Origin of the sequence: Streptomyces sp. CA-250714 (assembly GCF_050936705.1) — a bacterium.
Taxonomy (GTDB): Bacteria; Actinomycetota; Actinomycetes; order Streptomycetales; family Streptomycetaceae; genus Streptomyces.
In genome coordinates, this window is sequence record NZ_JBNJMI010000001.1 from 2,166,383 (window position 1) to 2,191,813 (window position 25,431).

A 25,431-nucleotide genomic window follows, 5' to 3' on the forward strand; every position below is an offset into this window, starting at 1 on the left:
GAGCGGCGATGCCGGGGCGCTCAGGGAAGCAGACCCGGTTCGATGTTGCCTTCGGCGACGATCTCGGCCGGGCCGGTCATCTCGATCTCGCCGTCGGCCCGCTCGGTGATCTCCAGCCGGCCACCGGGCACGTCCACGGTGTAGGTCACCGGGGTGCCGTCCCTGCGCGGGTCGGCGCCGTCCCTGCGCGCTGCCGCGACCATCACGGCGCAGGCGCCGGTGCCGCAGGAGCGGGTCTCTCCAGCGCCCCGTTCGTGCACGCGCAGCGCGACATGCCGGGGCCCCCGGGACACGACGAACTCCACATTGACGCCGTCCGGGTAGGCGGCGGCAGGCCGCACCTCGGGCGGGTCCAGCAGCCGGCCGGCGTCCGCCAGGTCCGAGACGAACGCGACGGCGTGCGGATTGCCCATGCCGACCTTGCGCACCGGCCAGGTGTGCCCCTCGACGCTGACGGTGATCCTGTCCCCGGTCCCGTCCGTCGGGTGGTCCGGCTCCGTCAGCTGGGCCGTGCCCATGGCGATGGCGATGTCACCGCCGTTCTTGGCGATGTGGACCTTGCGCACGCCCGCCCGGGTCGCGATGGCGAGGTCGCCGGGAGCGGCCAGCCCCGCACGCTCCAGATAGCGTGCGAAGACCCGGGCCCCGTTGCCGCACATCTCGGCGACGGAGCCGTCGCTGTTGCGGTAGTCCATGAACCACTCCGCCTCGGCGGCCATGGGCTTCGCCTCAGGGTGCGCAGCCGAGCGGACGACGCGGAGCACACCGTCACCGCCGATGCCCGCCCTCCGGTCGCACAGCCGGGCCACTGCCTGCGGCGACAGGTCGAGCAGCCCGTCCGGGTCCGGAATGATCACGAAGTCGTTCTCTGTGCCGTGGCCCTTGAGGAACGGCACGCCTGATGCGCTGGTCACGCTGTCGATCGTACGGGAGATCATGCGCGCCCCCAGGTGCGGGCAGTACGCGGGTACTGGTACAGGCAGCCGACTGGTCAGCGCAGCCTGGCGACTCGCCAGACGGCCAGCACGACGGCGGTGCAGACCACGACGGCGTAGATCAGGACCACACGCCAGTCCGGACGTCCGCCGGACCCGCGTGCCGGGAGCCCCGGCCAGGTGTGCCCCACCCTGCGGGCTGCCATCACACCCCACCCCGCCGCGCAACCGCACAGCAGCAGTCCGAGCATCGAAACCACAGCTCCCGAGCTGCCGCCGGGCTCGAAGGCGAGCGGGAAGGCGAACATCAGCGAGCCGAGGGCGCCGAGCACCACGATGGGTGCCAGCTGCCACAGGCGCAGCTTGCGCTGCGGACGCAGCTCGTGCGGCTCCACCGGAGGACCTGGCTCCGGCTCGGGCTCCTCCGCGGCGGACTCCTCCGGCGGCTCACCGTCCGACAGCGGTTCGGGATCCGACAACGGCTCCTGGTCCGACAGCGGCTCGGCGTCCGACAAGGGCTCCCGGTCCGACAGTGGCTCGGCATCCGCAGGTGAGGAGTTGTCCCGAGGGCTGGCCTCCATTGCCACGCGCCCTCCCAACTCCGCTTCACGGCACCCAACGATGGTCGATGATGGCACGCCGGGGGTAACGGGACGGTTGCGCAGGGCTTCCCGATGCCATCACGTGATCAGGCTGTAACCGCTTTCGTGAGCAACGCCAGCGCAGCACCAGGCAGTTCCCGCCTGTCCGCCGACGCCCCACTGAGCCAGTTCACCCGTGGGTCCCGGCGAAACCAGGAATCCTGACGGCGCGCGAAACGCTTGGTAGCGCGGATCGTCTCCGCGCGCGCCTCCTCGAGCGTGCACTCCCCCGCCAGCGCCGCGAGCACCTGCTGGTACCCGAGGGCGCGCGAAGCCGTGCGCCCCTCCCGCAGCCCGTGCCGCTCCAGCTCGCGTACCTCGTCCACCAGCCCGGCCTCCCACATCCGGTCCACCCGGCGGGCGATCCGGTCGTCCAGTTCGGGCCTGGCCACGTCCACACCGATCTGCACGGTGTCGTAGACGGCCTCGTGGCCGGGCAGATTCGCCGTGAAGGGCCGCCCGGTGATCTCGATGACCTCCAGGGCGCGCACGATGCGGCGTCCGTTGCTGGGCAGGATGGCGCGGGCGGCCTCCGGATCGGCCGTCGCCAGCCGTGCGTGCAGAACGCCCGGACCGTGCTCGGCCAGCTCCGCCTCCAGCCGGGCGCGCACCTGCGGGTCGGTGCCGGGGAACTCCATGGCGTCCAGTGCCCCGCGCACATACAGTCCGGAGCCGCCGACCAGCACGGGTATGCGCCCCTGGGCACGCAGCCGGTCGATCTCGGCCCGGGCCAGCCGCTGGTACTCCGCGACGCTCGCGGCAGCGGTGACGTCCCAGATGTCGAGCAAGTGGTGCGGTACGCCCTGCCGCTCCTCGACGGTCAGCTTGGCGGTGCCGATGTCCATGCCGCGGTAGAGCTGCATCGAGTCGGCGTTGATCACCTCGCCGCCGAGCTCGCGGGCGAGAAAGACTCCGAGGTCGGATTTGCCGGCCGCTGTGGGGCCCACGACGGCGACGACCGGTACGGAGAGCGGGGAGTCCGACGAGGCGGGCGAGGGGGCGGCTGCGGCATTCACGGGTCAAGTCTCGCAAACCCGCCTGTGGCTTCTCGAACGAGCGACGTGACGGGACGCTCGCGGGGTCGTTGCCCGTTGCGAGGTTCCGACAGCCGGTTTCCGCACCGGTGCCCCGGGGCGGCGCAATGGGACGCTCCGCAAGGCGCGGGATTTCGCCCACACGAGTAGGATCTGGAGTAGATATGGGCGTTTTTGCGAAGCTTCTCCGTCGTTCGTCCAGCAAGTCAACACAGGACAGCCGTGACGCCACCCCCGTGGAGGAAACCGGAGCGCAGGAAGCCGGAGCGGAGGAGCGCGCCGCCGGGCAGGGCGACGGGTCCGTACAGCCGGGGCCGGATGCCGGAACGCCGGGTCAGGGCGAAGCGCAGAGCCCGGACGGCGATTCTTCCAGGGAGAGCCCGTCGGCCGCCGAGGCCGAAGCCACGGCACCCGCGAGCGATGCGGCCGGTACCGACGAGGCCGCACCGGCGGCCGACGCAACAGAGGCGGCCGACGCGGGCGGTGCCGGTACTGTCGAGGCGAACGTCGGCATTCCCAAGCAGCCGTCGGCCGACCAGGCCGCCGACAGCGAGACGGGCGAGAACGCCCGCAAATAGGCCGCGCGGCCAGGCCCGCACGGCATGGCAGAAAGGGGACCGCGATGGGCTTCATGGACAAGATCAAAGGCATGCTCGGCCAGCACGGCGACAAGGTCCAGCAGGGCGTGGACAAGGCCGCGAAGCTTGCGGATTCCAAGACCAAGGGCAAGTACAGCGACAAGATCAACACCGGTGCCCAGAAGGCCAAGGACGCGACGCGGCGGCTCGGCGACGAAGGCCGCGGTGAAGGCGGCTCGGGCAGCGGTCAGACCGGCTCCGGACCCAGCGGGGGCGGCAGCGGCTCCGGCCCGACGGGCGGCGGAGGCGGTACCTCCGGGTCCTGAGCCCGCACAGCCGGCGCCCGCCAGGAGCGGATCTCCGGCACAGCGGGCTTCCGGCAGATCGTCGGCGCTCAGCGGGGGTGTCCGGTGCGCATCGGCACCGCACCCCCGCTGCCTTGTGCGTACGCCCGTGACGGCGTACACGGGTGGCGGCACACACCGGTGGCGGCGTGCGCCCTGACGTGAGTGCGCCGGTGAGTACGCCCCGTTACGACCAGTTCGCGACCATGTAGCCGACGCCGTAGGGCGCCTCGTCGTACAGCAGCCGTCCGGCCAGATCGGCACCCTGCGCGGCGCCCGCGAGGGTCTGCCAGGAAGAGCGGCCGGCGGCCTTCAGCTCGTACGCGAGCTCCTCGTCCAGCGCGAGCAGTGCGGCAGTGTCGGCGTCACCCAGCGCACGGGCCGCCTCCGCGTCGAAGGCGGCGGCCCGCTCGTCGAAGTAGCCGGGTGCCTTGAGCGTGCGGCAGTTGCTGCCGTCGCCCATCACCAGCAGCGCCACCCGGTCCGCCTGCGCCGCCAGCTCGCGGCCCGTCTCCGCACAGCGGGCCCGCGCGAGCGGTTCTCCGATGCCCAGCCCTTCGACCGGGCAGCAGGTCCAGTCGGTGCGCTCCAGCAGCCACGCGCCGACAGCGAGCGACGGGGGCAGCTCGCGCCGGGCGGGCTCGCCCTTGCCGAGGCTCACTTCGAGGGGGACGCCGAATCCGGCGAACGACCCGCGCGCGCCCTGCGGATGCGGACCGCGGCCGGACGGTTCGGCGGGGCCGAGCACATACAGCTGGTCGGGGCGGGCCGCTGCCAGTACGCCGAGGGCGTCGTAGCAGGCGGCACGCGCCGCGTCCATCTCGGGAGCGGCGCCGCCCGCGACCTCGGGCACGAGCAGCGGGGGGCAGGGGCATACGGCTGCGGCGACAAGCATGGCGCGCAGCTTAAGTGCCGTACGAACCACTTCCCACCCTGCCCGCGCCGTGACTCACCCGAGCGTGCGAGATCGGCTGAAACAGGTGACACGGTTGTGGCCGACGATCTACGCCCTGCCGGTCGGCCCGTGCATCAGCCCAGGCCGCAGCCGCCGGTGGCGGCGGGCAGCGGGTCCGGGGCGCCGACAGAGGGCAGGCCGAGCATGACGCCCTTGCCCTGCTGCTGCTCCTCGGGCGCCGTGGTGCGGCGCTCCCAGGCGTCGCCTGCGCGGGTGCGGCGTACGGCCTTGGCGGGGCCCTCGGCGAGCAGGTGGTGCGGCGCCGCGTAGGTGATGTCGACGGTCACGACGTCGCCGGGGCGCACAGGCTGCTCGGGCCGGGTGAAGTGCACCAGTCGGTTGTCGGGGGCGCGGCCGGACAGCCGGTGGGTGGCGTCGTCCTTGCGGCCCTCGCCCTCGGCGACCATCAGCTCCAGCGTGCGGCCGACCTGCTTCTTGTTCTCCTCCCAGGAGATCTCCTCCTGGAGGGCGACCAGTCGCTCGTAGCGCTCCTGGACGACCTCCTTGGGGATCTGTCCTGGCATCTCGGCGGCAGGCGTACCGGGGCGCTTGCTGTACTGGAAGGTGAACGCCTGGGCGAACCGGGCCTCGCGCACCACGTGCAGCGTCTCGGCGAAGTCCTCCTCGGTCTCGCCGGGGAAGCCGACGATGATGTCGGTCGAGAGCGCGGCCTCGGGGATGGCGGCGCGGACCTTCTCGATGATGCCGAGGAAGCGCTCCTGCCGGTAGGAGCGGCGCATCGCCTTGAGGATGCGCGAGGAGCCGGACTGGAGCGGCATGTGCAGCTGCGGCATCACGTTGGGCGTCTCGGCCATGGCGGCGATCACGTCGTCGGTGAAGTCGCGGGGGTGCGGCGAGGTGAACCGGACGCGCTCCAGTCCTTCGATGCGGCCGCAGGCGCGCAGCAGCTTGCTGAAGGCCTCGCGGTCGCCGATGTCGGAGCCGTAGGCGTTGACGTTCTGACCGAGCAGGGTGATCTCGCTGACGCCCTCGTCGACCAGCGCCTCGATCTCGGCGAGGATGTCGCCGGGCCGGCGGTCCTTCTCCTTGCCGCGCAGCTGCGGGACGATGCAGAAGGTGCAGGTGTTGTTGCAGCCAACGGAGACCGAGACCCAGGCCGCGTAGGCGCTCTCGCGGCGGGTGGGCAGGGTCGAGGGGAACGCCTCCAGCGACTCGGCGATCTCGACCTGCGCCTCGTTCTGAAGGCGGGCGCGTTCCAGCAGGACGGGCAGCTTGCCGACGTTGTGGGTGCCGAAGACGACGTCGACCCAGGGCGCCTTCTTGACGATGGTGTCCCGGTCCTTCTGGGCCAGACAGCCGCCGACCGCGATCTGCATGCCGGGGCGTGCGGCCTTCTTGGGCGCGAGCTGGCCGAGGTTGCCGTAGAGCCGGTTGTCGGCGTTCTCGCGTACGGCACAGGTGTTGAAGACGACGACGTCAGCGGCGTCGGCGCCCTGGGGCGCGCGGACGTAGCCGGCGTCCTCCAACAGGCCCGCCATCCGCTCGGAGTCATGGACGTTCATCTGGCACCCGAAGGTGCGCACCTCGTACGTCCCCTTGACGTCCACTGTCTGACTCCGGTCACTGCTGCTCATGCGACAAGGGTAGGCGTTCTCGCGGGTGGCCCGGCCGTCCGGGCGGGTGCCCCGCACCGCTACCGGGGCACTGTGACACACGTCACTCGGCGGGGAGTTCACCGGGGAGCCGCAGCGTCGCCCATACCGCGTTGCCGTCGGTGATTGAGGAGGGCCGCACCCCCCAGTCGGCGGCGAGCGCGGCCACGATGCACAGGCCCCGGCCGCTCTCGTCGGCGTCCTCGCTGTCCTTCAGCTGCGGCCTGTCGTCACCTTCCGCGTGGTCGTGCACCTCGATGCGCAGCAGTGCGGCAGTGGGGGTCTCCCGGGCGGCGAGGGAGGCGCGGCAGACGAGCTCGGCGTCGGGCAGACAGCGGGTGTGCACGACGGCGTTGGTGGTCAGCTCGGAGAGCAGCAGTACGGCGTCGTCCACCGCCTCTGCGGATATCTCCGGGTCCTGCCGTTCCTTCAGCCACGCGGTGAGGGCGACACGCGCCCGGGCGATGTACTGCTCCCGTGCTGGAAAGCGCAGCTGCCAGGTGGGGTCTTCCGCGTGTCCGGACGGCACTGCCGGGTGCGGGGCACCGTCGGACGCCGGAGACGCAGACGCTGTCGTGGAGGCTGCTGCGGGATCCCTGCGAGCGGGGGCGGCGTACACGTGGAGGCGCCTTCCGTCGAGCTGGTCCCGGCCCTGGAAGAGCCGTGACGCGCGTGGTCTGACCGTCACTATGGCCCCACGCACTTCCACTCAGCAAGCGACAGTGTGAAATTTGCAGTTCGCGAATCGGCGCGTTCGCACGGGGACTGCCGCTCCTGGTGAGGGCTTCGGGTGACGCCCACCACTCCCCTCGTGGCCGCGGTGCTGGCAGTATCGCCTGTCATGGCCAGCCTGCGTCCGCGAACGGTGTCCCGTCCGATGCGCCGCCCGGACGGATTCAGCACCGGTCGGCGACGCCTCCTGTGGGCGGCTACCGCGGTGCTCGTGGTGTGCGGGTTGCTGGTGTGGTGGCTGCGGCCATCCCCTTCCTCTTCGCCCAGTGGAAAGATCACCTTCGCCACCGGTGTGCGCACCGGGGTGTACGAGCGGTACGGCACGCTGTTCAAGCAGCGGCTGGGCCGGGATCTGCCGCAGGTCGATCTCACGCTCCAGCACAGCCAGGGTTCGGTGCAGAACGTGTCGCGGATCGTCTCCGGGCAGGCGGATTTCACCATCACCGCCTCCGACGCGCTCGCCGCCTACCAGGAGAAGGGCGGAAAGGGCGCCTCCCACATCCGGGCGTGCGCGCGGCTGTACGACGACTACATGCACCTGGTCGTGCCCAGGGACTCGCCCGTCGACAGCGCCAAGGACCTCAAAGGGCTGCGTGTGGGGGTCGGTGAGAAGCGCTCCGGGGTCGCTCTGGTGACCAAGAGGCTGCTGAAGGCCGCGGGGCTGGACATGGACCACGATGTGCGCCCGGTGCGCAAGGGCATCGACACGATGCCCAAGCTGCTGTCCAAGGGCAAGCTGGATGCGTTCTTCTGGTCGGGCGGACTGCCGACAGGTGCCATCGAGCGGCTGGCGGAACGGACGGACATCCGTCTGGTGCCACTCGGCGATCTGCTGCCCCGGCTGCACGAACAGCGCCCCGAAATGCGCTACTACCGCGCGGCCGTGATGGCACCCGACGCCTATCCCACCGTGCAGCGCGGCCGGTCCGTAAAGACCGTGGCCATTGCCAACATTCTGGTGACCATGGACCGCACGGACGCCGAACTGACGGAGGGCATCACCCGCTCCGTCATCAAGAGCAGGGACCAGATCGGGCGTGAGGTGCACGCCGCCCAGAAGGTCGACCTGCGCACCGCCATCTACACAGACCCGGTGCCGCTGCACGAGGGAGCACGCCGCTACTACCGCTCGGCCAAGCCCTGACGGGATCATCGTCCTGACGGAAATCATCGTCCTGACCGGAACGTCGCTGCCGACGCCAGGCCCCGACCCCACCAAGGAGCCGATCGATGCATGACGACCGCCGCACCGTCGAGGACCGGCTGCGCCGGGTGCTGGAGGAGCGCGTACGGCCCGCTGTCCACACCTCCGCGCTGCCGCTGACCGTGGAGCGCTGGGAGGCGCCGGGAGAGCCCGTACCGGTCGTGGAGGGCATCTCGGCGCCCTACCGGCCGGCCGCCGTGGGAGAGGCCTGGGGGCCGGCCTGGGGCACCACCTGGTTCCGGGTGACCGGACAGGTGCCGCACGCGTGGGCCGGCCGGACCGTGGAGGCCGTGCTGGACCTCGGCTTCGAGCGGGACATGCCGGGCTTCCAGTGCGAGGGGCTGGTCTACCGCGCGGACGGCGAGGCGGTCAAAGGGCTGCACCCGCGCAACTCCTGGGTGCGGCTGGCGGATCCGGCCGCCGGCGGGGAGGAGATCGAGCTGTTCGTGGAGGCGGCCTCGAACCCGGTCGTCAACACGCCGCAGACGCCGACCTATCAGGGTGATGTGCTCACCGCCGACAGTGCGCCGCTCTACCGGCTGGCGCGGATGGATCTCGCGGTCTTCGAACCGCAGGTGTGGGAGCTGGCGCTGGATCTCGAGGTGGCGGGCTCGCTGATGCGTGAGCTACCGCTGGAGGACGCCCGCCGGTGGGAGCTGCTGCGCGCCTTGGAGCGGGCGCTGGACGCCCTGGACCTGGCCGACGTTCCCGGCAGCGCCGGTCGGGCCCGGGAGCGGCTCACAGCAGCGCTGACGGCCCCCGCACGGGCCTCCGCGCACCGGATCAGCGCGGTGGGGCACGCGCACATCGACTCGGCGTGGCTGTGGCCGCTGCGCGAGACGGTGCGGAAGGTGGCGCGTACGGCGTCCAACATGGTGGCGCTGATGGACGACCGTCCGGAGTTCGTCTTCGCCATGTCGCAGGCCCAGCAGTTCGCCTGGATCAAGGAACACCGGCCCGAGGTGTACGCCAGGGTCAAGGAGAAGGTCGCCGAGGGCCGGTTCGTTCCTGTGGGCGGCATGTGGGTGGAGTCGGACACCAACATGGTGGGCGGCGAAGCCATGGCGCGTCAGCTCGGGTACGGCAAGAAGTTCTTCCTGGAGGAGTTCGGGATCGAGACGCAGGAGGTGTGGCTACCCGACTCCTTCGGCTACACGGCGGCCCTGCCGCAGCTGGTGAAGCTGTCCGGCTCCAGGTGGTTCCTGACCCAGAAGATCTCCTGGAGCAGCACCAACCCCTTTCCGCACCACACCTTCTGGTGGGAGGGCATCGACGGCACCAGGGTCTTCACCCACTTCCCGCCGGTCGACACCTACAACTCGACGCTCAGCGGCGAGGAGCTGGCCCACGCGGCGCGCAACTTCCGTGAGAAGGGCGCCGCTTCCCGCTCGCTCGTCCCGTTCGGCTACGGCGACGGCGGGGGCGGCGCGACCCGCGAGATGCTGGCCCGCGCGGCGCGGCTGCGCGATCTGGACGGTTCGCCGCGGGTGACCGTCGAGAAGCCCGCGGCGTTCTTCGAGAAGGCGCAGCAGGAGTATCCGGGCGCACCGGTGTGGCAGGGCGAGCTGTATCTGGAGCTGCACCGGGGGACGTACACCTCGCAGGCCAAGACCAAGCAGGGCAACCGGCGTTCGGAGTCACTGCTGCGCGAGGCCGAACTGTGGGCGGCGACCGCGGCTGTGCGCAGCAGCGGTTATGCGTATCCGTACGAGCGGCTGGAGCGTCTGTGGAAGACGGTGCTGCTGCACCAGTTCCACGACATCCTGCCGGGCTCCTCCATCGCCTGGGTGCACCGGGAAGCCCGCGAGACGTACGCGCGCGTGGCCGAGGAGTTGACGGGGATCGTCGACGGGGCGCAGCGGGCCCTCGCCGGGCGCGGGGAGCGTGAGCTGGTCTTCAACGGCTCCCCGCACTTCCGCCGCGGCATCCCCGCGGGCGGCGCGCGGACTGCCGGCGGTCACGGACCGCACGGGCCCGCACAGGGCGAAGGAGCCGTCACCGTGGCCGAGCGGGCGCGCGGCGGCTGGACGCTGGACAACGGGCTGTTGCGCGTGGAGGTGGACGACCGGGGTCTGGTCGTCTCCGCGTACGACCAGCGCGCCGGGCGGGAGGCGGTGGCACCGGGGCAGGCGGCCAACCTCCTCCAGTTGCACCCCGACCTGCCCAACCACTGGGACGCCTGGGATGTCGACTCGTTCTACCGGCACACGGCCACCGATCTGACGCACGCCGACGAGCTGACCGTCGCCGAGGCCGACGGAAACAGTGCCACTGTCCGCGCGACCCGGTCCTTCGGCCGGTCGACCGTGGTGCAGACGGTGACCCTGTGCGCGGGCAGCGCCGCACTGCTCATGGAGGCCGAAGTCGACTGGCACGAGAGCGAGAAACTGCTCAAGGCGGCATTCCCGCTGGATGTGAAGGCCGACAGGTCCGCCGCGGAGACGCAGTTCGGGCACGTTTTCCGGCCCACTCACACCAACACCTCCTGGGAGGCGGCGAAGTTCGAGATCTGCGCGCACCGCTGGCTGCACGTGGAGGAACCGGGCTGGGGTGCCGCGCTGGTCAACGACTCGACGTACGGGCACGACGTCACACGGGACATCCGCGAGGACGGCGGCCAGACCACCACGGTCCGGCTCTCGCTGCTGCGCGCACCCCGCTACCCGGACCCGGAGACGGACCAGGGCAGGCACCGGATGCGCTACGGGCTGGTGCCGGGCGCGACCCTCCAGGACGCGGTGCGCGAGGGCCACTGGATCAACCTGCCCGAGCGGACCGTCCACGGCGACGGCGGCCCCGTCACACCACTGGTGGCGCTGGAGGGCGAGCAGGGCGACCAGATCGTCGCCGAGACGGTGAAACTGGCGGACGACCGCAGCGGCGATGTGGTCGTACGCCTCTACGAGTCGCTGGGCGGCCGGGCGAGCGCACTGCTGGCACCGGGTTTCCCCGTCACCTCGGTGACCGAGACGGATCTACTGGAGCGGCCGCTGTCCGACCCGCAGGCGCACCACACCGTGGAGGAAGCCGGTGTCAGGGTGACGCTGCGGCCCTTCCAGATCCTCACTCTGCGTCTGGGGCGTTCCGGGGAACGGTGATCAGCACCCGCAGTCCCTGCGGCTCGTTGTGTGCGAAGGACAGCCCGGCGCCGCCCCCGGCCAGCAGGGCGCGGGTGATGGACAGGCCGAGTCCCGAGCCGGAGACGTTCTGGTGGCGGCCGCTGCGCCAGAAGCGGTCGCCCACCCGCTCCAGTTCCTCGTCGGTCAGCCCGGGACCGCCGTCCGCCGTCTCGACCGTCACGCTGTCGCCCTCCGCGCGCACCGTGACGGTGACGCAGCCCTCTTCCGGGGTGAATTTCACGGCGTTGTCCACAACGGCGTCCAGCGCGCTGGAGAGCGCCACCGGGTCGGCCCACCCGGTGGCGGCCGACTGTCCGGACACCGTCAGCTCCACGCCCTTCTGCTCGGCGGTGGGCCGCCAGGCGGCGACGCGTTCGGCGGCGATCTCGGCGACGTCCGTCAGCTGGACGTGCGCGGTGTCGGAGTGTTCGGCCAGTGCCAGGTCGAGCAGGTCGTCCAGCACCCGCGCCAGGCGCTTGCCCTCGGCCCGTACGGAGGCCATCTCCTCGTTGCCGTCGGGCAGCTCCAGTGCGAGCAGTTCGATCCGCAGCAGCAGCGCGGAGAGCGGGTTGCGCAGCTGGTGCGAGGCGTCGGCGACAAATGCGCGCTGCTGCTCCAGCGCGCTCTCCACATTGCCCGCCATCTCGTTGAAGGAGTGCGCCAGTCTGCGCAGCTCGGGAGGGCCCACCGAGTCGACGACGCGGGAGGTGAGCTTGCCGGTGGCGATCTCGTGGGCGGCCCGGTCCAGGGTCCGTACGGGCTTGAGCACCCATCCGGTGAGGCGCAGCGCGGCCCCAAGGGCCAGCAGCATCGCGGCGCCCTCACCGACGGCGATGGCCAGCCATCCGCGCAGGATCCGCGACCGCATCGGCCCGGTGGGCGAGTCGGTCAGCACCACGGCGGCCACGTCACCGTCCCGGATGACGGGAGAGGCGACAGCGATCCGGCCGTCGCCCTGCCAGGGCCACACCTGGGGCGGGTCGTGGCTGCGGCGCCCGGCCAGTGCCTCGGCGAAGGCACGCGCGCCGTCCGGCCGGCCCTTCCTGCCCGCCTCCTGGCTCTCGCCCGGCACCCGCCAGCCGTCAGGAGAGGCGGCCATGGTGCGGCCGTCGCGGTAGAAGACACCCGCACGGATGCCGTAGAGATCGTGGTAGCGGTTCAGTTCGTGCTGGAGGGTGTCCCGGCGTTCGTCCGGCTGACTGGTGGAGGTGACGAACTGGGCGAGCGAGGCGAAGCGCGCGGTGTCGTCGATCCTGTCGACCACCACCCGCTGCTGCTCGGCCTGTGCCTGGCTCACCGCCAGCGGGAATCCCAGGGCGAGCAGGATCCCGGCCAGCAGGATGATCAGGAGGGGGAGGAGGCGGCTGCGCACGTCGTCGTTCCGGTCGGCCTGGCCGGTCAGTCGCCCTGGGCGGCCATGCGGTAGCCCACCCCGCGCACCGTCTCGATGAGCGCGGGCCGCTGCAGCTTGGAGCGGAGCGAGGCGACGTGCACCTCCAGGGTGCGCCCGGTCCCCTCCCAGCTGGTGCGCCAGACCTCGCTGATGATCTGCTCGCGCCGGAAGACGACTCCGGGACGCTGGGCCAGCAGCGCCAGCAGGTCGAACTCCTTACGGGTCAGCGGCACCACAGCGCCGTCCACGCTCACCTGCCGGGTGGGCAGCTCGATGGTCACGGCGCCCAGCCGGAGCGTGCCGGCCCCGTCCGTGCGCTGGGCGGCCCCCCGCTCACCGGCCGAGGGGGCCTCCTCGCCGACCGTACGGCGGCCGACCGCGTGGATGCGGGCCAGGAGCTCCCCCATGTCGTAGGGCTTGACGACATAGTCGTCCGCGCCCAGGTTGAGCCCGTGTATCCGGGACCGTACGTCGGCACGGGCGGTCACCATGATCACCGGGGTGGAGCTGGTGCGGCGGATGCGGCCGCACACCTCGAAGCCGTCCTGGTCGGGCAGGCCCAGGTCGAGCAGTACGACGGCGAAACCGGGTCCCTCCTGGCCGCCGACCAGCAATTCGTCGAGTGCCTCGGCGCCGCTGCGCACGTGGGTGACCTCGAAGCCGTGCCGCGCGAGCACGGCGGAGAGCGCCGCGGCGACGCGGTCGTCGTCCTCGACGAGCAGCAGTCTCACCCGACACCCTCCTGTTTTTCCACCGCCTCCGGCGAACGGCCCAACAGTGCATCAACGCCGATCGGCGCAGGTGAGTCAAGGGTTCTCCGGGATCGCGGGGGCATCCGTTATACAGCCGGTACGACGACCGTCATCCAGCCGCTACGGCGACCGTCCTGGCCGGTCACCGACCGGGAGCCGGGCGGGCCGCGGAGCCGCCTGTCAGCCCCATCGCACTCTTTACCCAGTGTGGGGGGCCGCAGCCGGATCGTTATGCTCAATTTCAGCTCAGATGTAATGACGGTCACGCCGACCGCTCACTAAGGTCCTCGCAACCGACGAGGACGGAGCTACACGTCGATGAGCGAAGTATCGGTGACCAAGGACGCAGGCGGTCCCGAGTCCGCGACCGACAAGCTGGTCGTGCTGGACAACATCAACAAGCACTTCGGTGCGCTGCACGTCCTCCAGGACATCGACCTGACCATCGCCCCGGGCGAGGTCGTGGTCGTCATCGGCCCCTCGGGGTCCGGCAAGTCCACGCTGTGCCGCACCATCAACCGGCTGGAGACGGTGGACTCGGGCAGCATCACGATCGACGGCAAGCCGCTGCCCGCGGAGGGCAAGGAACTGGCGAAACTCCGTGCCGATGTCGGCATGGTCTTCCAGTCCTTCAACCTCTTCGCGCACAAGACGGTGCTGGAGAACGTCACGCTGGGCCAGATCAAGGTCCGCAGGACGGACAAGCAGGTGGCGGAGGAGAAAGCCCGCACACTGCTCGACCGGGTCGGCGTCGGCAACCAGGCCGACAAGTACCCCGCGCAGCTCTCCGGCGGCCAGCAGCAGCGTGTCGCGATAGCCCGGGCACTGGCGATGGACCCGAAGGTGATGCTCTTCGACGAGCCGACCTCGGCCCTCGACCCCGAGATGATCAATGAAGTCCTGGAAGTCATGCAGCAGCTGGCCCGGGACGGAATGACCATGGTCGTCGTCACGCACGAGATGGGCTTCGCCCGGTCGGCCGCGAACCGCGTGGTCTTCATGGCGGACGGCCGGATCGTGGAAGAGGCCGCCCCCGAGCAGTTCTTCAGCAACCCGCGCAGCGACCGTGCCAAGGACTTCCTCTCGAAGATCCTGCACCACTGAGCCTGCACCACTGAGCCCGCACCCACGGCCCCGTCCCGGCGGGACGGCGCGCCGAACGGGCGGCGCACCAGCGAACTGGGCCAACGACTGTTCAAGCAAGGGATGTTCACTATGAAGTTCCACAAGACCGCCGCGGCGGCAGCCGCTGTCCTGGCTCTCGCCGCCACCGCGGCCTGCGGTGGCAAGGAGGGGTCCGCCGGCGACAAGCCGAAGGACCAGACGGACGAGAAGGCGCTGCCGAAGTACTCGGTCGCCAAGGACGTCAAGATCGACTCGGCCGTCCTGAAGAAGGCTCAGAAGCGCGGGAAGATCATCATCGGCGCCAAGGCCGACCAGCCCTACCTCGGTTTCCAGGACCAGTCGACCAAGAAGTACTCCGGCTTCGACATCGAGATGGCCAAGATGATCGCGGCCGACCTGGGCTTCTCCCCCAAGCAGATCGAGTGGAAGACGGTCGACTCCGGAGCGCGTGAGACCACCGTCTCCAAGGGCGACGTCGACCTGATGATCGGTACGTACACGATCAACCCCGAACGCAAGAAGCAGATCGACTTCGCCGGTCCGTACTTCCACGCCGGCGCCTCGCTGCTCGTCCGCAAGGACGAGAAGGCGGTCACCGGACCGGACTCGGTCAAGGGCAAGAAGGTCTGCTCCATCGTCGGCTCGACCCCGCTCCAGACCATCAAGGAGCCCAAGTACGGCGCCAAGGTCACCGAGCTGAGCAAGTACTCGGAGTGCGTCTCGCAGCTCCTCGACGGCCAGGTCGACGCGGTCACCACGGACGACGCGATCCTGATGGGTTACGCCGCGCAGAACCCCGGCAAGCTGAAGGTCGTCGGCAAGCCGTTCTCCGACGAGCCCTACGGCGTCGGGCTGAAGAAGGGTGACAAGGCCCTCCAGAAGGCCGTCGCCGACGCGATCAAGAAGCACCAGGACAACGGCGACTACAAGAAGGCGTACGAAGCCACGCTGGGCAAGTCCGGCTCCAAGTTCAAGACGCCGCCCCAGATCACCGAGAAGTGATGCCCCACGCCCCGCTCCCCGGCGCCAGCGCCGCGCGGGGCGGGGCGTGCTGTTGCGGGCACGCCTTCCACTCCCGCGGGCACTCCGTTCACTCCGGCGTCGCCCCCCACCCGGCGGGTGACAGCCCCGTGCCCGGTCCGGCCCTTTCCGCCGCCCCTACGCGACTCCTCGCGGAGAATTCATGAACGTACTTCTCGACAACCTGGCGCTGTTCCGCGAGGGATTCCTCGGCACCTTGTGGCTGACGGTCGTCAGCGCGCTGCTCGCCGTCGTGCTCGGCCTGGTGATCGCGGGCTGCCGCGTCTCGCCCGTGCCGCCGCTGCGCATATTCGGCACCCTGTGGGTGACGGTGCTGCGGAACACCCCGCTGACGCTGCTCTTCCTGGTGGCGTTCTTCGTGGTGCCCAAGGTGCTCTTCCCCGGCGTCAACTCCTTCATCCTGGCCGTCTGCGCCTGCGGCTTCTACACCTCCGCCTTCGTCGCCGAGGCCGTGCGCTCCGGCATCAACACCGTGCCGATGGGCCAGGCCGAGGCCGCCCGCGCGATCGGCATGACGTTCACCCAGACCATGCGGATCGTGGTGCTCCCCCAGGCCACGCGCTCGGTCGTACCGCCGCTGAGCAGCATATTCATCGCCCTGACGAAGAACACCGCGATTGCCGGCGCCTTCGACAACGTCGATCTGTTCAACATCCAGAAGACGCTGAGCAACGACGGCTACGACATCGCCGTGATCTTCATCTGGATCACCCTCGGCTACCTGATCATCACCTACGCCATCAACGGCCTCTTCCGGCTGCTGGAGAACCGTCTGGAGGTCGCCCGATGAGCGCGAGCGTCCTGTTCGACGCGCCAGGCCCGAAGGCTCGCGTCCGTAACCTGATCTACTCCGTCGTCGGCAGTCTGGCCTTCCTCGGCCTGATCGCCTGGGTCTGCTACCGGCTGTACGACAAGGGGCAGTTCGCGGGCGAGCTGTGGGACATCTTCAACTACGCGGGCATCCGGGAGAACATCCTCGACGCCCTGCTGTCCACACTGAAGGTGTTCGCCCTGGCGGGTGTTTTCTCGCTGGCCTTCGCCGTAGTGCTGTGTGTGGCACGGCTGTCGGACCACAAGCCGGTGCGCTGGGTGGCCGTCGTCTTCATCGACCTGTTCCGGTCGATCCCGCTGCTGATCACGATCTTCGCCCTGTGGGTCGGCATCGTCGGCGAGATGACGCCCATGTGGGCGCTCGTGCTGGGCCTGACCATCTACAACGGCTGTGTCCAGGCCGAGGTGCTGCGCGCCGGTGTCAACGCGGTACCCAAGGGCCAGGTCGAGGCGGCATACGCGCTCGGACTGCGCAAGACCCAGGTGACAGCCTCGGTGCTGTTCCCGCAGGCCGTACGCTCCATGCTGCCCTCGATCATCAGCCAGCTGGTGGTGACCCTGAAGGACACCTCGCTGGGCTTCATGATCCTCTACCCGGAGCTGCTGTACTCGGCCCGGCTCATCGCCAACAACACCCCGGTGGGCGGCGTCTATCCGACCGTCCAGACGGTCATCGTCTTCGGTGCCATCTACATCGCGCTGTGTCTCGCCCTGGCCTGGCTGGCCAAGTTCGTCGAGAAGCGCGGCCGCCGGTCCAAGGCGGGCATCGTGCCCGCTGAGGCGAAGGAGCTCAAGGAGATCGCGCCGGCCGGCGGGACCGACCTCACTCCGACTCCAGCGCCCAGGGAGCCCAGGGACGAGATCCAGGACGAGATCCCCAAGAACTGAGGCCATCCACCACGCCGACCGCGGCCCCTGCCCCATCGAGGCGGGTGGCGGTGACTGCCCGCAGGGCACCACCGCCACCCGCCTCGCCATCTCAGGGCCTCACTTGACGCCCGCTCAGGCAATGGGTTGCATACCAGCGTGATCGCGCACCAGGCTCCACCCCCGGAGAAACCCCGCCCCCGTCAGCACCACCAGGGCTGTGAGGTCTCCACACTGTGGATCCGGTGATCGTCGTCGGGGCGGGTCCGGCCGGGCTCGCCCTCTCCCTCGCTCTCGCCCGGCACGCCGTTCCCTCCCTCGTCCTGGACTCCACCGACGGCAACCCGCTGCCCCGCGCGGCGCGCACCTGCGTCCTGCGCCCCGACACCGCCGCCGTGCTGCCCGCGCTGCCCGGACTGCGCTGGCGCTCCTGGCGGACCCAACGGCGCGCGCAGCAGATCGACACGGTCGACATCCCCCCGGAACAAGCACCGGTGCACATCGAACAGCACGCCCTGGAGCACACGTTGCGCAGCGCGCTGGCGGACGAGAAACTCGCCCGGATCGTCACCGACAGCCATGTCGACCTGCTGGAACAGGACGCGAGTGGCGTCACGGTGCACACCCGTGGCTCCTCCGGCACCTGGTGGCGCGGCAGTTACGCCGTCGGCTGCGACGGCGCCCGCTCCATGGTCCGCAAACTGCTCGGGGTGCGTTTCCCGGGTCGTACGGCCGTCGAGCGGCACGCGGTCGCCGCGCTGCGGGTGCGGCTTCCGTGGGAGGAGGGCGAGTACGACGACGAGGGCGCATGGGAGCCCGGAGAGGTGGGCGGCGCACTGCTGCACCGCGACCCGGGTGGTACGCCGGGCGAGGTCGCGGCCCGGCCGCTCGCCGGAGGCCTGTGGCGGCTGGACTGGCTGCTGCCGCCGCGCGGCGACCTGGTGACGCCGGAGGAGATGCTGGAACGGGTGGCGGACACGCTCGCCGTCTGGTCCGAGGAGTCGCAGAAGTCCGCGGAGAAGTCCGCCCGACCAGCCACAACTGCCGCACCTGCCCGGTTCACGCCCGACGGAGCGGACGGCCGGGGGGCCGGGGCCGAGAACGGTGGCGCGGGCAGCGGCATCGGCCCGTATGAACTCGTGGACACCGGTGTCCACACCGCGCACCAGCGGCTGGCCCGGCACTGGCGCGTGAACCGGGCCTTCCTCGCCGGGGACGCCGCGCATCTGACCGGTGCGCTGGGGGTGCAGTCCGTCGACGAGGGACTGCGGGACGCCGCCAATCTCGCCTGGAAACTCGCACTGGCCTGGCACCACGGGCACGGCCCGGCAGCGGACACCCTGCTGGACAGCTACGAAACGGAACGGCGCGGCGCCATGGTCGCCCGGCTGCGCGCCGTCGACCAGGCCCTGCCCGTCGTACGGCGCGGCGGCGGACTGCGCGCGCTGCTCCCCGGCGGGGGCGCGCGCGCCCATCTGGGCCTGCTCACCGACGGTCACCTGGGGCGGGGCCTGCTGGGCGCGCCACCCGCGTACACCCGCACGCCGTTGACACCGGCACGCGGGAGCATCGGTGAGGTGCCCGTCGGTACGGCACCCGGCGCTCCGGTGTGCGACGTTCCGGTCACGGCCACCGACGGGTCGCGCGGCAGTCTGCACGAGTGGCTGGGTGGTCCTGGCGGCGAGTTGCTGGTGCTGCTGGTGGCGCCCGGCACCGGGGTGTGGGACAGCCGGCACTGGCTGACAGCGGGCATGATGCCCGAACTGGCAGCCGCCGTCGACGGGTTGCCGTTGCGCGCCACGCTGCTGGTCGCCGAGAGCTATCCGGGGGCGGCAGCACACACCGTGCTGGCCGTCCGCGCCGACGGCCACCTCGCCGCCGCCTTCCCCGCGGGGCGCTCCAGCGCGCTGCGCACGTGTGCCGAGGTGGTACGCGGAGGGGCGCACGGCTGAGCGGGCGGGGAGGGGGCGTGTCTGCGGGGGCCTGCGCGGAGGGCGGCGCGTGCCTGGCCGCGGGGGGTGCATCTGCGCGTGGGGGTGCGCCTGCGCGCGGGGGTGGGGTGCGTCTGCGGGTGGGGGCCTGCGCGTGGGGGTGCATCTGCCGTGGGGGTGCGCCTAGGCGGGGGGCGGCGTGCGCCTGCGCGCGGGGGGCACGCGGGGCGGCGCGTGCCTGCGCGCGGGGGCGGGGTGCGTCGGCGGGTGGGAGTGCGCCTGCGCGCGGGGGCGCCTGCATGCGGGCGGGGGTACGTTGCTGCACGGTCGCTCTTAGATCGCTCTTAACCGCCCTCTCCATGCTGGCGATCATGGACGAACCGGAGATCCCCCTGCACGGGGACAATCAGCAGACCCACCAACGGCGGGGACACAGGGACACCGCGGGAGCCGCGCGCCGACGGCGCAACCGTGCCCTCGGCATCGCGGCGGCGCTCGCAGTCACGGCGACCACCGCCTCGGCGGGTTACGCCGCTTTCGCGGGGCCGGGTGCGGGCTCCCCCGCCGCGGCACCCCGCGTGCACGGCGACGCGGTCGACATCCCGGTGGCGGGCGGCACCACCACGGTCGACACCGCCTCGCTCCGGGTCACGGGCCGCACCGACGGCGGTGCGACCGTCCCGGTCTCCGCCGCGGCCGGCACCGAAGGGCTGGGCAAACCGAGCGCCGTCGAGGTCCACGGCTCCCGCGCCTCCTGGTCGTACCCCGCCAAGGGGCTGCGGGTGACCGCGGCCGGCGAGCGGGGACGGCTGCGGATGACGGTGCACTCGCAGCGGGACGGCAAACTCGCCTGGCCCGTCACCGGCAAGGGCACCGGAACAGCCGGAAAGAACGCCGCCCTTCAGGTGCCGCGGGGCGAAGGGCTGTCCGTACCGGCCAAGGACACCTTCTGGAACTCCGAGCAGGCGGGCCTCGTGGGCACCGAGGCCGAGCTGGGCTCTCTCACCCTGCCGCTGTGGGGTTACACCACGGGCGGACACGGCGTCAGCTATCTCGTACCCGAGAGCGTCGGCACCTCGCTGGGCTTCGCCTCGGCCGGGGGAAAGCTGAACGCGACCGCCAAGCACGGCTTCTCCCGCCGCGAGAAGACCCTCGACTACACCGTGAACTTCTCCCTCACCTCTGCCTCCCCCGTCGCGCCGGCCGCCGACTACCACCGCTGGCTGCGCGAGCACGGCCAACTGCGCACCCTCAAGGAGAAGATCGCCGAAAGTCCGGAGGTCGAAAAACTGCTCGGTGCCCAACACGCCTATCTGTGGGGCGGCGCCCGCAGCGCGAAGGCCGTACGGCAACTGCGTAAGCAGGGCAACACCCGACTGTGGCTCGGCTACGACGCCGACGACCGCCCCATGAACAGGAAGGCGGTGGCCGCCGCCAAGAAGCAGGGCTATCTCGTCGGCCCCTATGACACCTACGCCAACGGACAGGACCCGAAGAACGCCGACACCCCGGTCGCCAAATGGCCAGACACGGTCTATCCGGACTACTGCATACGCGACTGGAAGGGCAAGATCAAGACCGGCTTCCGCGGACGCGGCTGCTACCTCAGCTCTGCGGCGTTCGCCAAGTCGGAGCCCACGAAGCACTATCTGGCCAAGCGCGCCAAGAAGATGACCAAGAACGGGGCCAACAGCGTCTTCCTGGACGTGGACGCGGCTGGTGAGCTGTTCAGCGACTTCTCCAAGAGCCATCCGATGACCAAGAAACAGGACCGGGCGCACCGGATGGCGCGTATGCGCGCGCTCGGCGGAAAGGACGGCTTCGTCGTCGGCTCGGAGTCCGCCGTCTCCTGGTCGGCGCCGGTGCTCGCCTTCAACCACGGTGCGCAGACCCCGGTCAACGACGGGCTGTGGGCGTTCCAGAAGGACAAGAAGAAGTGGGGCACCTACTATCCGGCCGGCGCGCCCGGCGCGTTCTTCAAGCCAACCAAGCTTCCGGCGCCGCTGGCGAAGTCGATGTTCGACCCCGCCTACCGGGTCCCGCTGTACGAGACCGCCCTGCATGACTCGCTGATCAATACCGACCGCTGGGAGATGCCCTACGACAAGCTCCCGGCGCAGAAGACCGACCGCGCGCTGATGTCGGTGCTCTACAACACCCCGCTCAACTTCGTCCTCACCGACGCCACCCTGGACTCCACCGGCAAGGAAATGGCCGAGTTGCAGCGCTACTTCGCGCCCCTGCACCGGGCTGCCGGCACCGAACGGATGACGGACTTCCGCCGGCTGACCGGCGACCACCAGGTCCAGCGCTCGGTGTTCGGCGACGGCACCCTGACGGTGACGGCCAACTTCGGCAAGAAGGCCTATGCCGGGCTGCCCGGCGGCTGTGTGGACGCGAAGCTCAAGAACGAGTCCAAGACCCGCCGACTCTGCCCGGCCCAGGGCTGAACCACCCGGGCGGCCTTCCCCTCACAGGCCGGGAAAGTGCTCTTCCAGTACTTCGGGATCCTCCCCCTCCTCTTCCAGCGCTCGCCGGACGACCCGGAGGGCGAGGCCCTCGGAGTAGCCCTTACGAGCCAGCATTCCGGCCAGCCGACGGAGGCGCTTGTCCCTGTCGAGCCCTCTGGTGGAGCGCAGCTTGCGGGCCACCAGGGCGCGTGCGGTCTCCTCCTCCTGCTCGGAGTCGAGTTGGCCGACCGCCTCGTCGATCACCAAGGAGTCCACGCCCTTGGTCCGCAGTTCGCGAGCGAGCGCTCTGCGGGCCAGCCCCCGGCTGTGGTGGCGGGACTCCACCCAGGCGGCGGCGAACGAGGAGTCGTCGATCAGGCCGACGTCCTCGAACCTGGCCAGCACCTCCTCGGCGGCATCCTCGGGCACCTCGCGCTTGCGGAGCGCGTCGGCGAGTTGCCTGCGCGTCCTGGGCGTGCCGGTGAGCAGCCGCAGACAGATGGCTCTGGCCCGCTCGACCGGATCCTGCGGCTCGGCGTCCCGCCCCGAGCCCCGGCCCCCGTCCGGGCCTCGGCCGGGGGTCCGGGACGACGCACGCGATGGTCCCGCTTCGGCCCTCGACGAAGCGGGACCATCGCTGTCCTGGATGTCCGCCACCGGGCCGTCGTCCCGAGGGACGGAGGCCGGGGGCGGGGGCGGGTCCTGGGTGTACTCCGGCCAGTCGCTGCGCCGTGTCACGGGCTAGCTCTTGGCCGCGGCGGCCTTGGACGTCTTGCTCGTCTTCGCCGCCTTGGCCGCGGGGGCCGGGACGGTCTTGGCCGCTGCGGCGTCCGCGCCGTCCGGTGTGTCTGCCGCCGGGGGCGCTACCGGAGTGCTTTCCGCGGCATCCGCGCCCGGCTCGCCCGTCGGCTCCTGCGGCTGCACGCCGATGCCCAGCTTCTCCTTGATCTTCTTCTCGATCTCGTTGGCGAGGTCGGGGTTGTCCCGCAGGAAGTTGCGGGCGTTCTCCTTGCCCTGGCCGAGCTGGTCGCCCTCGTACGTGTACCAGGCGCCGGACTTGCGGATGAAGCCGTTCTCCACGCCCATGTCGATCAGGCCGCCCTCACGGCTGATGCCCATGCCGTAGAGGATGTCGAACTCGGCCTGCTTGAAGGGCGGCGCGACCTTGTTCTTGACGACCTTGACGCGGGTGCGGTTGCCGACAGCGTCGGTGCCGTCCTTCAGCGTCTCGATACGGCGGATGTCGAGCCGCACCGAGGCGTAGAACTTCAGCGCACGGCCACCAGTGGTGGTCTCCGGAGAGCCGAACATCACGCCGACCTTCTCGCGGAGCTGGTTGATGAAGATCGCGGTGGTCTTGGACTGGTTGAGCGCACCGGCGATCTTCCGCAGCGCCTGGCTCATCAGCCGGGCCTGGAGGCCGACGTGGGAGTCCCCCATCTCGCCCTCGATCTCGGCCCGGGGCACCAGCGCCGCGACCGAGTCGATGATGATCAGGTCGAGCGCGCCGGACCGGATCAGCATGTCGGTGATCTCGAGGGCCTGCTCGCCGTTGTCCGGCTGGGAGAGGATCAGCGCGTCCGTGTCCACACCGAGACGCTTGGCGTACTCGGGGTCCAGCGCGTGTTCGGCGTCCACGAAGGCGACCGTGCCGCCTGCCTTCTGAGCGTTGGCCACCGCGTGCAGGGTCAGGGTCGTCTTACCGGAGGACTCCGGTCCGTAGACCTCGACCACCCGGCCGCGGGGAAGACCGCCGACGCCGAGGGCCACGTCAAGGGCGGTCGACCCGGTGGGGATGACCTCGACCGGCTCGTTCGGCCGCTCGCCCATGCGCATCACGGCGCCCTTGCCGAATTGCCGTTCAATCTGCGCGAGCGCGGCGTCGAGCGCCTTCTCGCGGTCGGTTCCTGCCATGGGTGCCACCCGGTTGTTTGCTTGAGTCGATCGCTTCACGTCAAACGACGCTAGCGCCTGCCACTGACAATCGGTCCGGACCCGCGCTCACTGGGCCATGGCCTGAGCGGGCGTGCTCGCCGGAGCCTCTATAAGAATCGATGTTCGAATTTTGCGTCAAGTCGCCCCGCTTTCCTGTGGATAACTCGGAAAACCGCAGGTGAGAGGCGGTCTCGCGGACGCGGTGCGGACCGTGCGCCCGCAGAAGGACGCAGGTCGTGGGCCCGCGGAATCAGGTCGTATCCCCGCGAAAGTCGCCCCCGTTCAGCTGCGGCCCCGCCGCCACCACCGCCCGCGTCCACTCCGGCCCCGCCGCTCCCGCGCACTTGCTCCGACCCGCTCGTCCGGCACGTCGTAGCGCTTCACATACGCGCTGAGGAACCCTTGGAGCGTCGCCATGGCGGGGATCGCGACCAGCGCGCCGACGACCCCCATCAGCGAGGTCCCGGCGATCACCGAGCCGAAGGCGACCGCGGGATGGATGTCCACGGTCCGCGCGGTGATGCGCGGCTGGAGGATGTAGTTCTCGAGCTGCTGGTAGATCACGATGAACACCAGCACCCACAAGGCCGACCAGGGATCGACGGTGAACGCGATCAGCAGCGGCAGCGCACCGCCGATGTAGGTGCCGACCGTGGGCACGAACTGCGAGACCACCCCGACCCAGACGGCCAGCGCGGCGGCGTAGGGCACCCCGAGCAGCACCAGCAAGACGTAGTGCGCACCGGCGGAGATCAGCGCCATCAGAGCACGCGAGAAGATGTAGCCCCCCGTCTTGACCACCGCGATCTCCCAGGCACGCAGCACCTCCGCCTGCCGCGCGGGCGGCAGTACGGAGCACAGTGCCACCCGCAGCCGCGGCCCCTCCGCGGCGAAGTAGAAGGTGAACAGGGCCACCGTCAGGAGCTGGAAGACCCCGCCCAGCACGGTCGCGGAGATGCCCCACACGTTCTGCGCTCCGCTGCGCAGGAAATTCTGCGCCCAGTCGGAGTGGATGACCTTGGAGCGGAGCTTGTCGACGTCCAGATCGGTGTGGAAGTGGGTGTTGCTCCAGCGCAGCACCTCGGAGACGTACCGGGGCAGGTTCTCCACGATGCGGCTGACCTGCTCGGCGAAGAGCGAGCCGAGCGCCACGAAGAACCCGGCCGCGGCTGCCAGGAGAACCACGGAGACCAGCGCGGTGGCCGGCCCGCGCCGCATTCCGCGCCGGGCCAGAGCGGCGACGGCGGGTTCCATCGCCAGTGCCAGAAAGAACGCGATCAGGACGTTCAGCAGCAGTCCAAGAGTGCGCAGAAACGCCCAGCTGAGGATCTGATAGGCACCGAAGAGGGCCAGGGCGAGCACAAAGGCACGCGGCAACCACCGGGGCATCCGTGCAGACCGCGCCTCCCGCTGCGGGCCCTGCGGCGCATCCGGCGGGCCCGCACTCCCACCCGGCGCGTCCGCACTCCCACCCGGCGAGTGCGCACGCCCACTCTGCGCGCCCGCACTCCCGCTCGGCTGTCCCCCGCTCCCACCCGGCAAGCCCTCACCGCCACCCGACGCCCCGGCCGCACGGCCCCTCCCGGTGTCGTCCTCGGCGCGACCGTCCCGCTCTCCGTCGCCGTCCCTCTTGTTCCGGTCCCGGTCGCCGTCGTCTGGTGCACCCACCGGGCAAGTTTCGCGCTCCGGGACACGGCGTCCGGTAAACGACTCACCTCTTGTGCGCCGGGACCTCCATGACGTCGCACACCACGCGCCAGACGTCCTTCGCGTCCCAGCCCGCGGCCAGCGCTTCGTGCACTGTCCGGCCGCCGAGACCGGACATCACATGGTCGTGCGCGAAGGAGTCGGCGTACGCCTCGCCGAAGTGCTCCGCCATCCGCTGCCAGAAGTCCGTCAACCGCATGACTCCAGTATCCCGCCCTGAAGGGTTGGCTCCGGCCGACAGCAG

Annotated in this window: 22 protein-coding genes; 10 read left to right on the forward strand and 12 right to left on the reverse strand. The window is 70.6% G+C overall.

Annotation, left to right across the window (positions count from 1 at the left end; genetic code table 11):
• Nucleotides 1–20: 20 nt before the first annotated feature.
• The 3 genes from dapF to miaA all read right to left on the reverse strand — a co-directional run bounded on the left by dapF (nt 21) and on the right by miaA (nt 2,592).
• Nucleotides 21–914: a diaminopimelate epimerase gene (dapF, locus tag ACQEU8_RS09470; protein WP_433098822.1), complete on the reverse strand. Its 894-nt coding sequence runs from the start codon at nt 912–914 to the stop codon at nt 21–23.
• A 77-nt stretch (nt 915–991) separates the two neighbouring features.
• A complete protein-coding gene (locus ACQEU8_RS09475; protein WP_433102270.1) occupies nt 992–1,516 on the reverse strand; it encodes a hypothetical protein in 525 nt (174 codons plus the stop codon).
• A gap of 107 nt (nt 1,517–1,623) precedes the next feature.
• Nucleotides 1,624–2,592 (reverse strand): tRNA (adenosine(37)-N6)-dimethylallyltransferase MiaA, encoded by a 969-nt coding sequence (gene miaA / locus ACQEU8_RS09480; protein WP_433098824.1) that lies wholly within the window; start codon nt 2,590–2,592, stop codon nt 1,624–1,626.
• A gap of 254 nt (nt 2,593–2,846) precedes the next feature.
• Here miaA and ACQEU8_RS09485 point away from each other — a divergent pair, with 254 nt between their 5' ends.
• Nucleotides 2,847–3,188: a hypothetical protein gene (locus ACQEU8_RS09485; RefSeq protein WP_433098826.1), complete on the forward strand. Its 342-nt coding sequence runs from the start codon at nt 2,847–2,849 to the stop codon at nt 3,186–3,188.
• Between the two features lie 53 nt (nt 3,189–3,241).
• Nucleotides 3,242–3,514, forward strand: coding sequence for an antitoxin (locus ACQEU8_RS09490; protein ID WP_433098828.1), 273 nt, complete (start codon nt 3,242–3,244; stop codon nt 3,512–3,514).
• Nucleotides 3,515–3,719: 205 nt separating this feature from the next.
• Here ACQEU8_RS09490 and ACQEU8_RS09495 read toward each other — a convergent pair whose 3' ends face one another.
• The 3 genes from ACQEU8_RS09495 to ACQEU8_RS09505 all read right to left on the reverse strand — a co-directional run bounded on the left by ACQEU8_RS09495 (nt 3,720) and on the right by ACQEU8_RS09505 (nt 6,629).
• Nucleotides 3,720–4,427: a class III extradiol dioxygenase subunit B-like domain-containing protein gene (locus ACQEU8_RS09495; RefSeq protein WP_433098830.1), complete on the reverse strand. Its 708-nt coding sequence runs from the start codon at nt 4,425–4,427 to the stop codon at nt 3,720–3,722.
• Between the two features lie 134 nt (nt 4,428–4,561).
• Nucleotides 4,562–6,082, reverse strand: a complete 1,521-nt coding sequence (gene miaB, locus ACQEU8_RS09500) for a tRNA (N6-isopentenyl adenosine(37)-C2)-methylthiotransferase MiaB (protein ID WP_433098832.1) — start codon at nt 6,080–6,082, stop codon at nt 4,562–4,564.
• 82 nt (nt 6,083–6,164) lie between these two features.
• Nucleotides 6,165–6,629, reverse strand: a complete 465-nt coding sequence (locus ACQEU8_RS09505; RefSeq protein WP_433098834.1) for an ATP-binding protein — start codon at nt 6,627–6,629, stop codon at nt 6,165–6,167.
• A 348-nt stretch (nt 6,630–6,977) separates the two neighbouring features.
• Between ACQEU8_RS09505 and ACQEU8_RS09510 the strand changes: the two genes are divergently transcribed.
• Together ACQEU8_RS09510 and ACQEU8_RS09515 are read left to right on the forward strand one after the other, a co-directional pair.
• Complete coding sequence (locus ACQEU8_RS09510) at nt 6,978–7,976, forward strand: TAXI family TRAP transporter solute-binding subunit (RefSeq protein WP_433102272.1); 999 nt, start codon at nt 6,978–6,980, stop codon at nt 7,974–7,976.
• Nucleotides 7,977–8,062: 86 nt separating this feature from the next.
• Nucleotides 8,063–11,134 (forward strand): alpha-mannosidase, encoded by a 3,072-nt coding sequence (locus ACQEU8_RS09515; protein WP_433098836.1) that lies wholly within the window; start codon nt 8,063–8,065, stop codon nt 11,132–11,134.
• Here the strand turns inward: ACQEU8_RS09515 and ACQEU8_RS09520 are convergent.
• Both ACQEU8_RS09520 and ACQEU8_RS09525 read right to left on the reverse strand, forming a co-directional pair.
• Nucleotides 11,100–12,527, reverse strand: a complete 1,428-nt coding sequence (locus ACQEU8_RS09520; protein ID WP_433098838.1) for a sensor histidine kinase — start codon at nt 12,525–12,527, stop codon at nt 11,100–11,102. The genes ACQEU8_RS09515 and ACQEU8_RS09520 overlap by 35 nt on opposite strands.
• Before the next feature lie 26 nt (nt 12,528–12,553).
• Nucleotides 12,554–13,279 carry a response regulator transcription factor gene (locus tag ACQEU8_RS09525; RefSeq protein WP_433098840.1) on the reverse strand — a complete coding sequence of 242 codons (726 nt, stop codon included), beginning with the start codon at nt 13,277–13,279 and terminating at the stop codon, nt 12,554–12,556.
• A 339-nt stretch (nt 13,280–13,618) separates the two neighbouring features.
• On the opposite strand from ACQEU8_RS09525, the gene ACQEU8_RS09530 reads away from it, so the two are divergent.
• The 6 genes from ACQEU8_RS09530 to ACQEU8_RS09555 all read left to right on the forward strand — a co-directional run bounded on the left by ACQEU8_RS09530 (nt 13,619) and on the right by ACQEU8_RS09555 (nt 21,545).
• Entirely contained in the window at nt 13,619–14,404 is a 786-nt protein-coding gene (locus tag ACQEU8_RS09530; RefSeq protein ID WP_433098842.1) for an amino acid ABC transporter ATP-binding protein, read from the forward strand.
• A 111-nt stretch (nt 14,405–14,515) separates the two neighbouring features.
• The gene (locus ACQEU8_RS09535; RefSeq protein WP_433098844.1) at nt 14,516–15,427 is read left to right on the forward strand and encodes a glutamate ABC transporter substrate-binding protein; all 912 of its coding nucleotides are present in this window, start codon (nt 14,516–14,518) and stop codon (nt 15,425–15,427) included.
• Between the two features lie 181 nt (nt 15,428–15,608).
• Nucleotides 15,609–16,256 carry an amino acid ABC transporter permease gene (locus ACQEU8_RS09540; RefSeq protein WP_433098846.1) on the forward strand — a complete coding sequence of 216 codons (648 nt, stop codon included), beginning with the start codon at nt 15,609–15,611 and terminating at the stop codon, nt 16,254–16,256.
• A complete protein-coding gene (locus tag ACQEU8_RS09545) occupies nt 16,253–17,185 on the forward strand; it encodes an amino acid ABC transporter permease (RefSeq protein WP_433098848.1) in 933 nt (310 codons plus the stop codon). The genes ACQEU8_RS09540 and ACQEU8_RS09545 overlap by 4 nt, the downstream gene beginning before the upstream one ends.
• A gap of 215 nt (nt 17,186–17,400) precedes the next feature.
• Entirely contained in the window at nt 17,401–19,116 is a 1,716-nt protein-coding gene (locus ACQEU8_RS09550) for an FAD-dependent monooxygenase (RefSeq protein WP_433098850.1), read from the forward strand.
• Nucleotides 19,117–19,466: 350 nt separating this feature from the next.
• Nucleotides 19,467–21,545 (forward strand): glycoside hydrolase, encoded by a 2,079-nt coding sequence (locus ACQEU8_RS09555; RefSeq protein ID WP_433098852.1) that lies wholly within the window; start codon nt 19,467–19,469, stop codon nt 21,543–21,545.
• 21 nt (nt 21,546–21,566) lie between these two features.
• Here ACQEU8_RS09555 and recX read toward each other — a convergent pair whose 3' ends face one another.
• The 4 genes from recX to ACQEU8_RS09575 form a co-directional block, all read right to left on the reverse strand.
• Nucleotides 21,567–22,283 (reverse strand): recombination regulator RecX, encoded by a 717-nt coding sequence (gene recX / locus ACQEU8_RS09560; RefSeq protein WP_433098854.1) that lies wholly within the window; start codon nt 22,281–22,283, stop codon nt 21,567–21,569.
• A 3-nt stretch (nt 22,284–22,286) separates the two neighbouring features.
• Nucleotides 22,287–23,459, reverse strand: a complete 1,173-nt coding sequence (gene recA / locus ACQEU8_RS09565) for a recombinase RecA (RefSeq protein WP_433098856.1) — start codon at nt 23,457–23,459, stop codon at nt 22,287–22,289.
• 303 nt (nt 23,460–23,762) lie between these two features.
• Nucleotides 23,763–24,869: an AI-2E family transporter gene (locus ACQEU8_RS09570; protein ID WP_433098858.1), complete on the reverse strand. Its 1,107-nt coding sequence runs from the start codon at nt 24,867–24,869 to the stop codon at nt 23,763–23,765.
• A gap of 322 nt (nt 24,870–25,191) precedes the next feature.
• Nucleotides 25,192–25,386, reverse strand: coding sequence for a DUF3046 domain-containing protein (locus tag ACQEU8_RS09575; protein WP_433098860.1), 195 nt, complete (start codon nt 25,384–25,386; stop codon nt 25,192–25,194).
• Nucleotides 25,387–25,431: the final 45 nt, after the last annotated feature.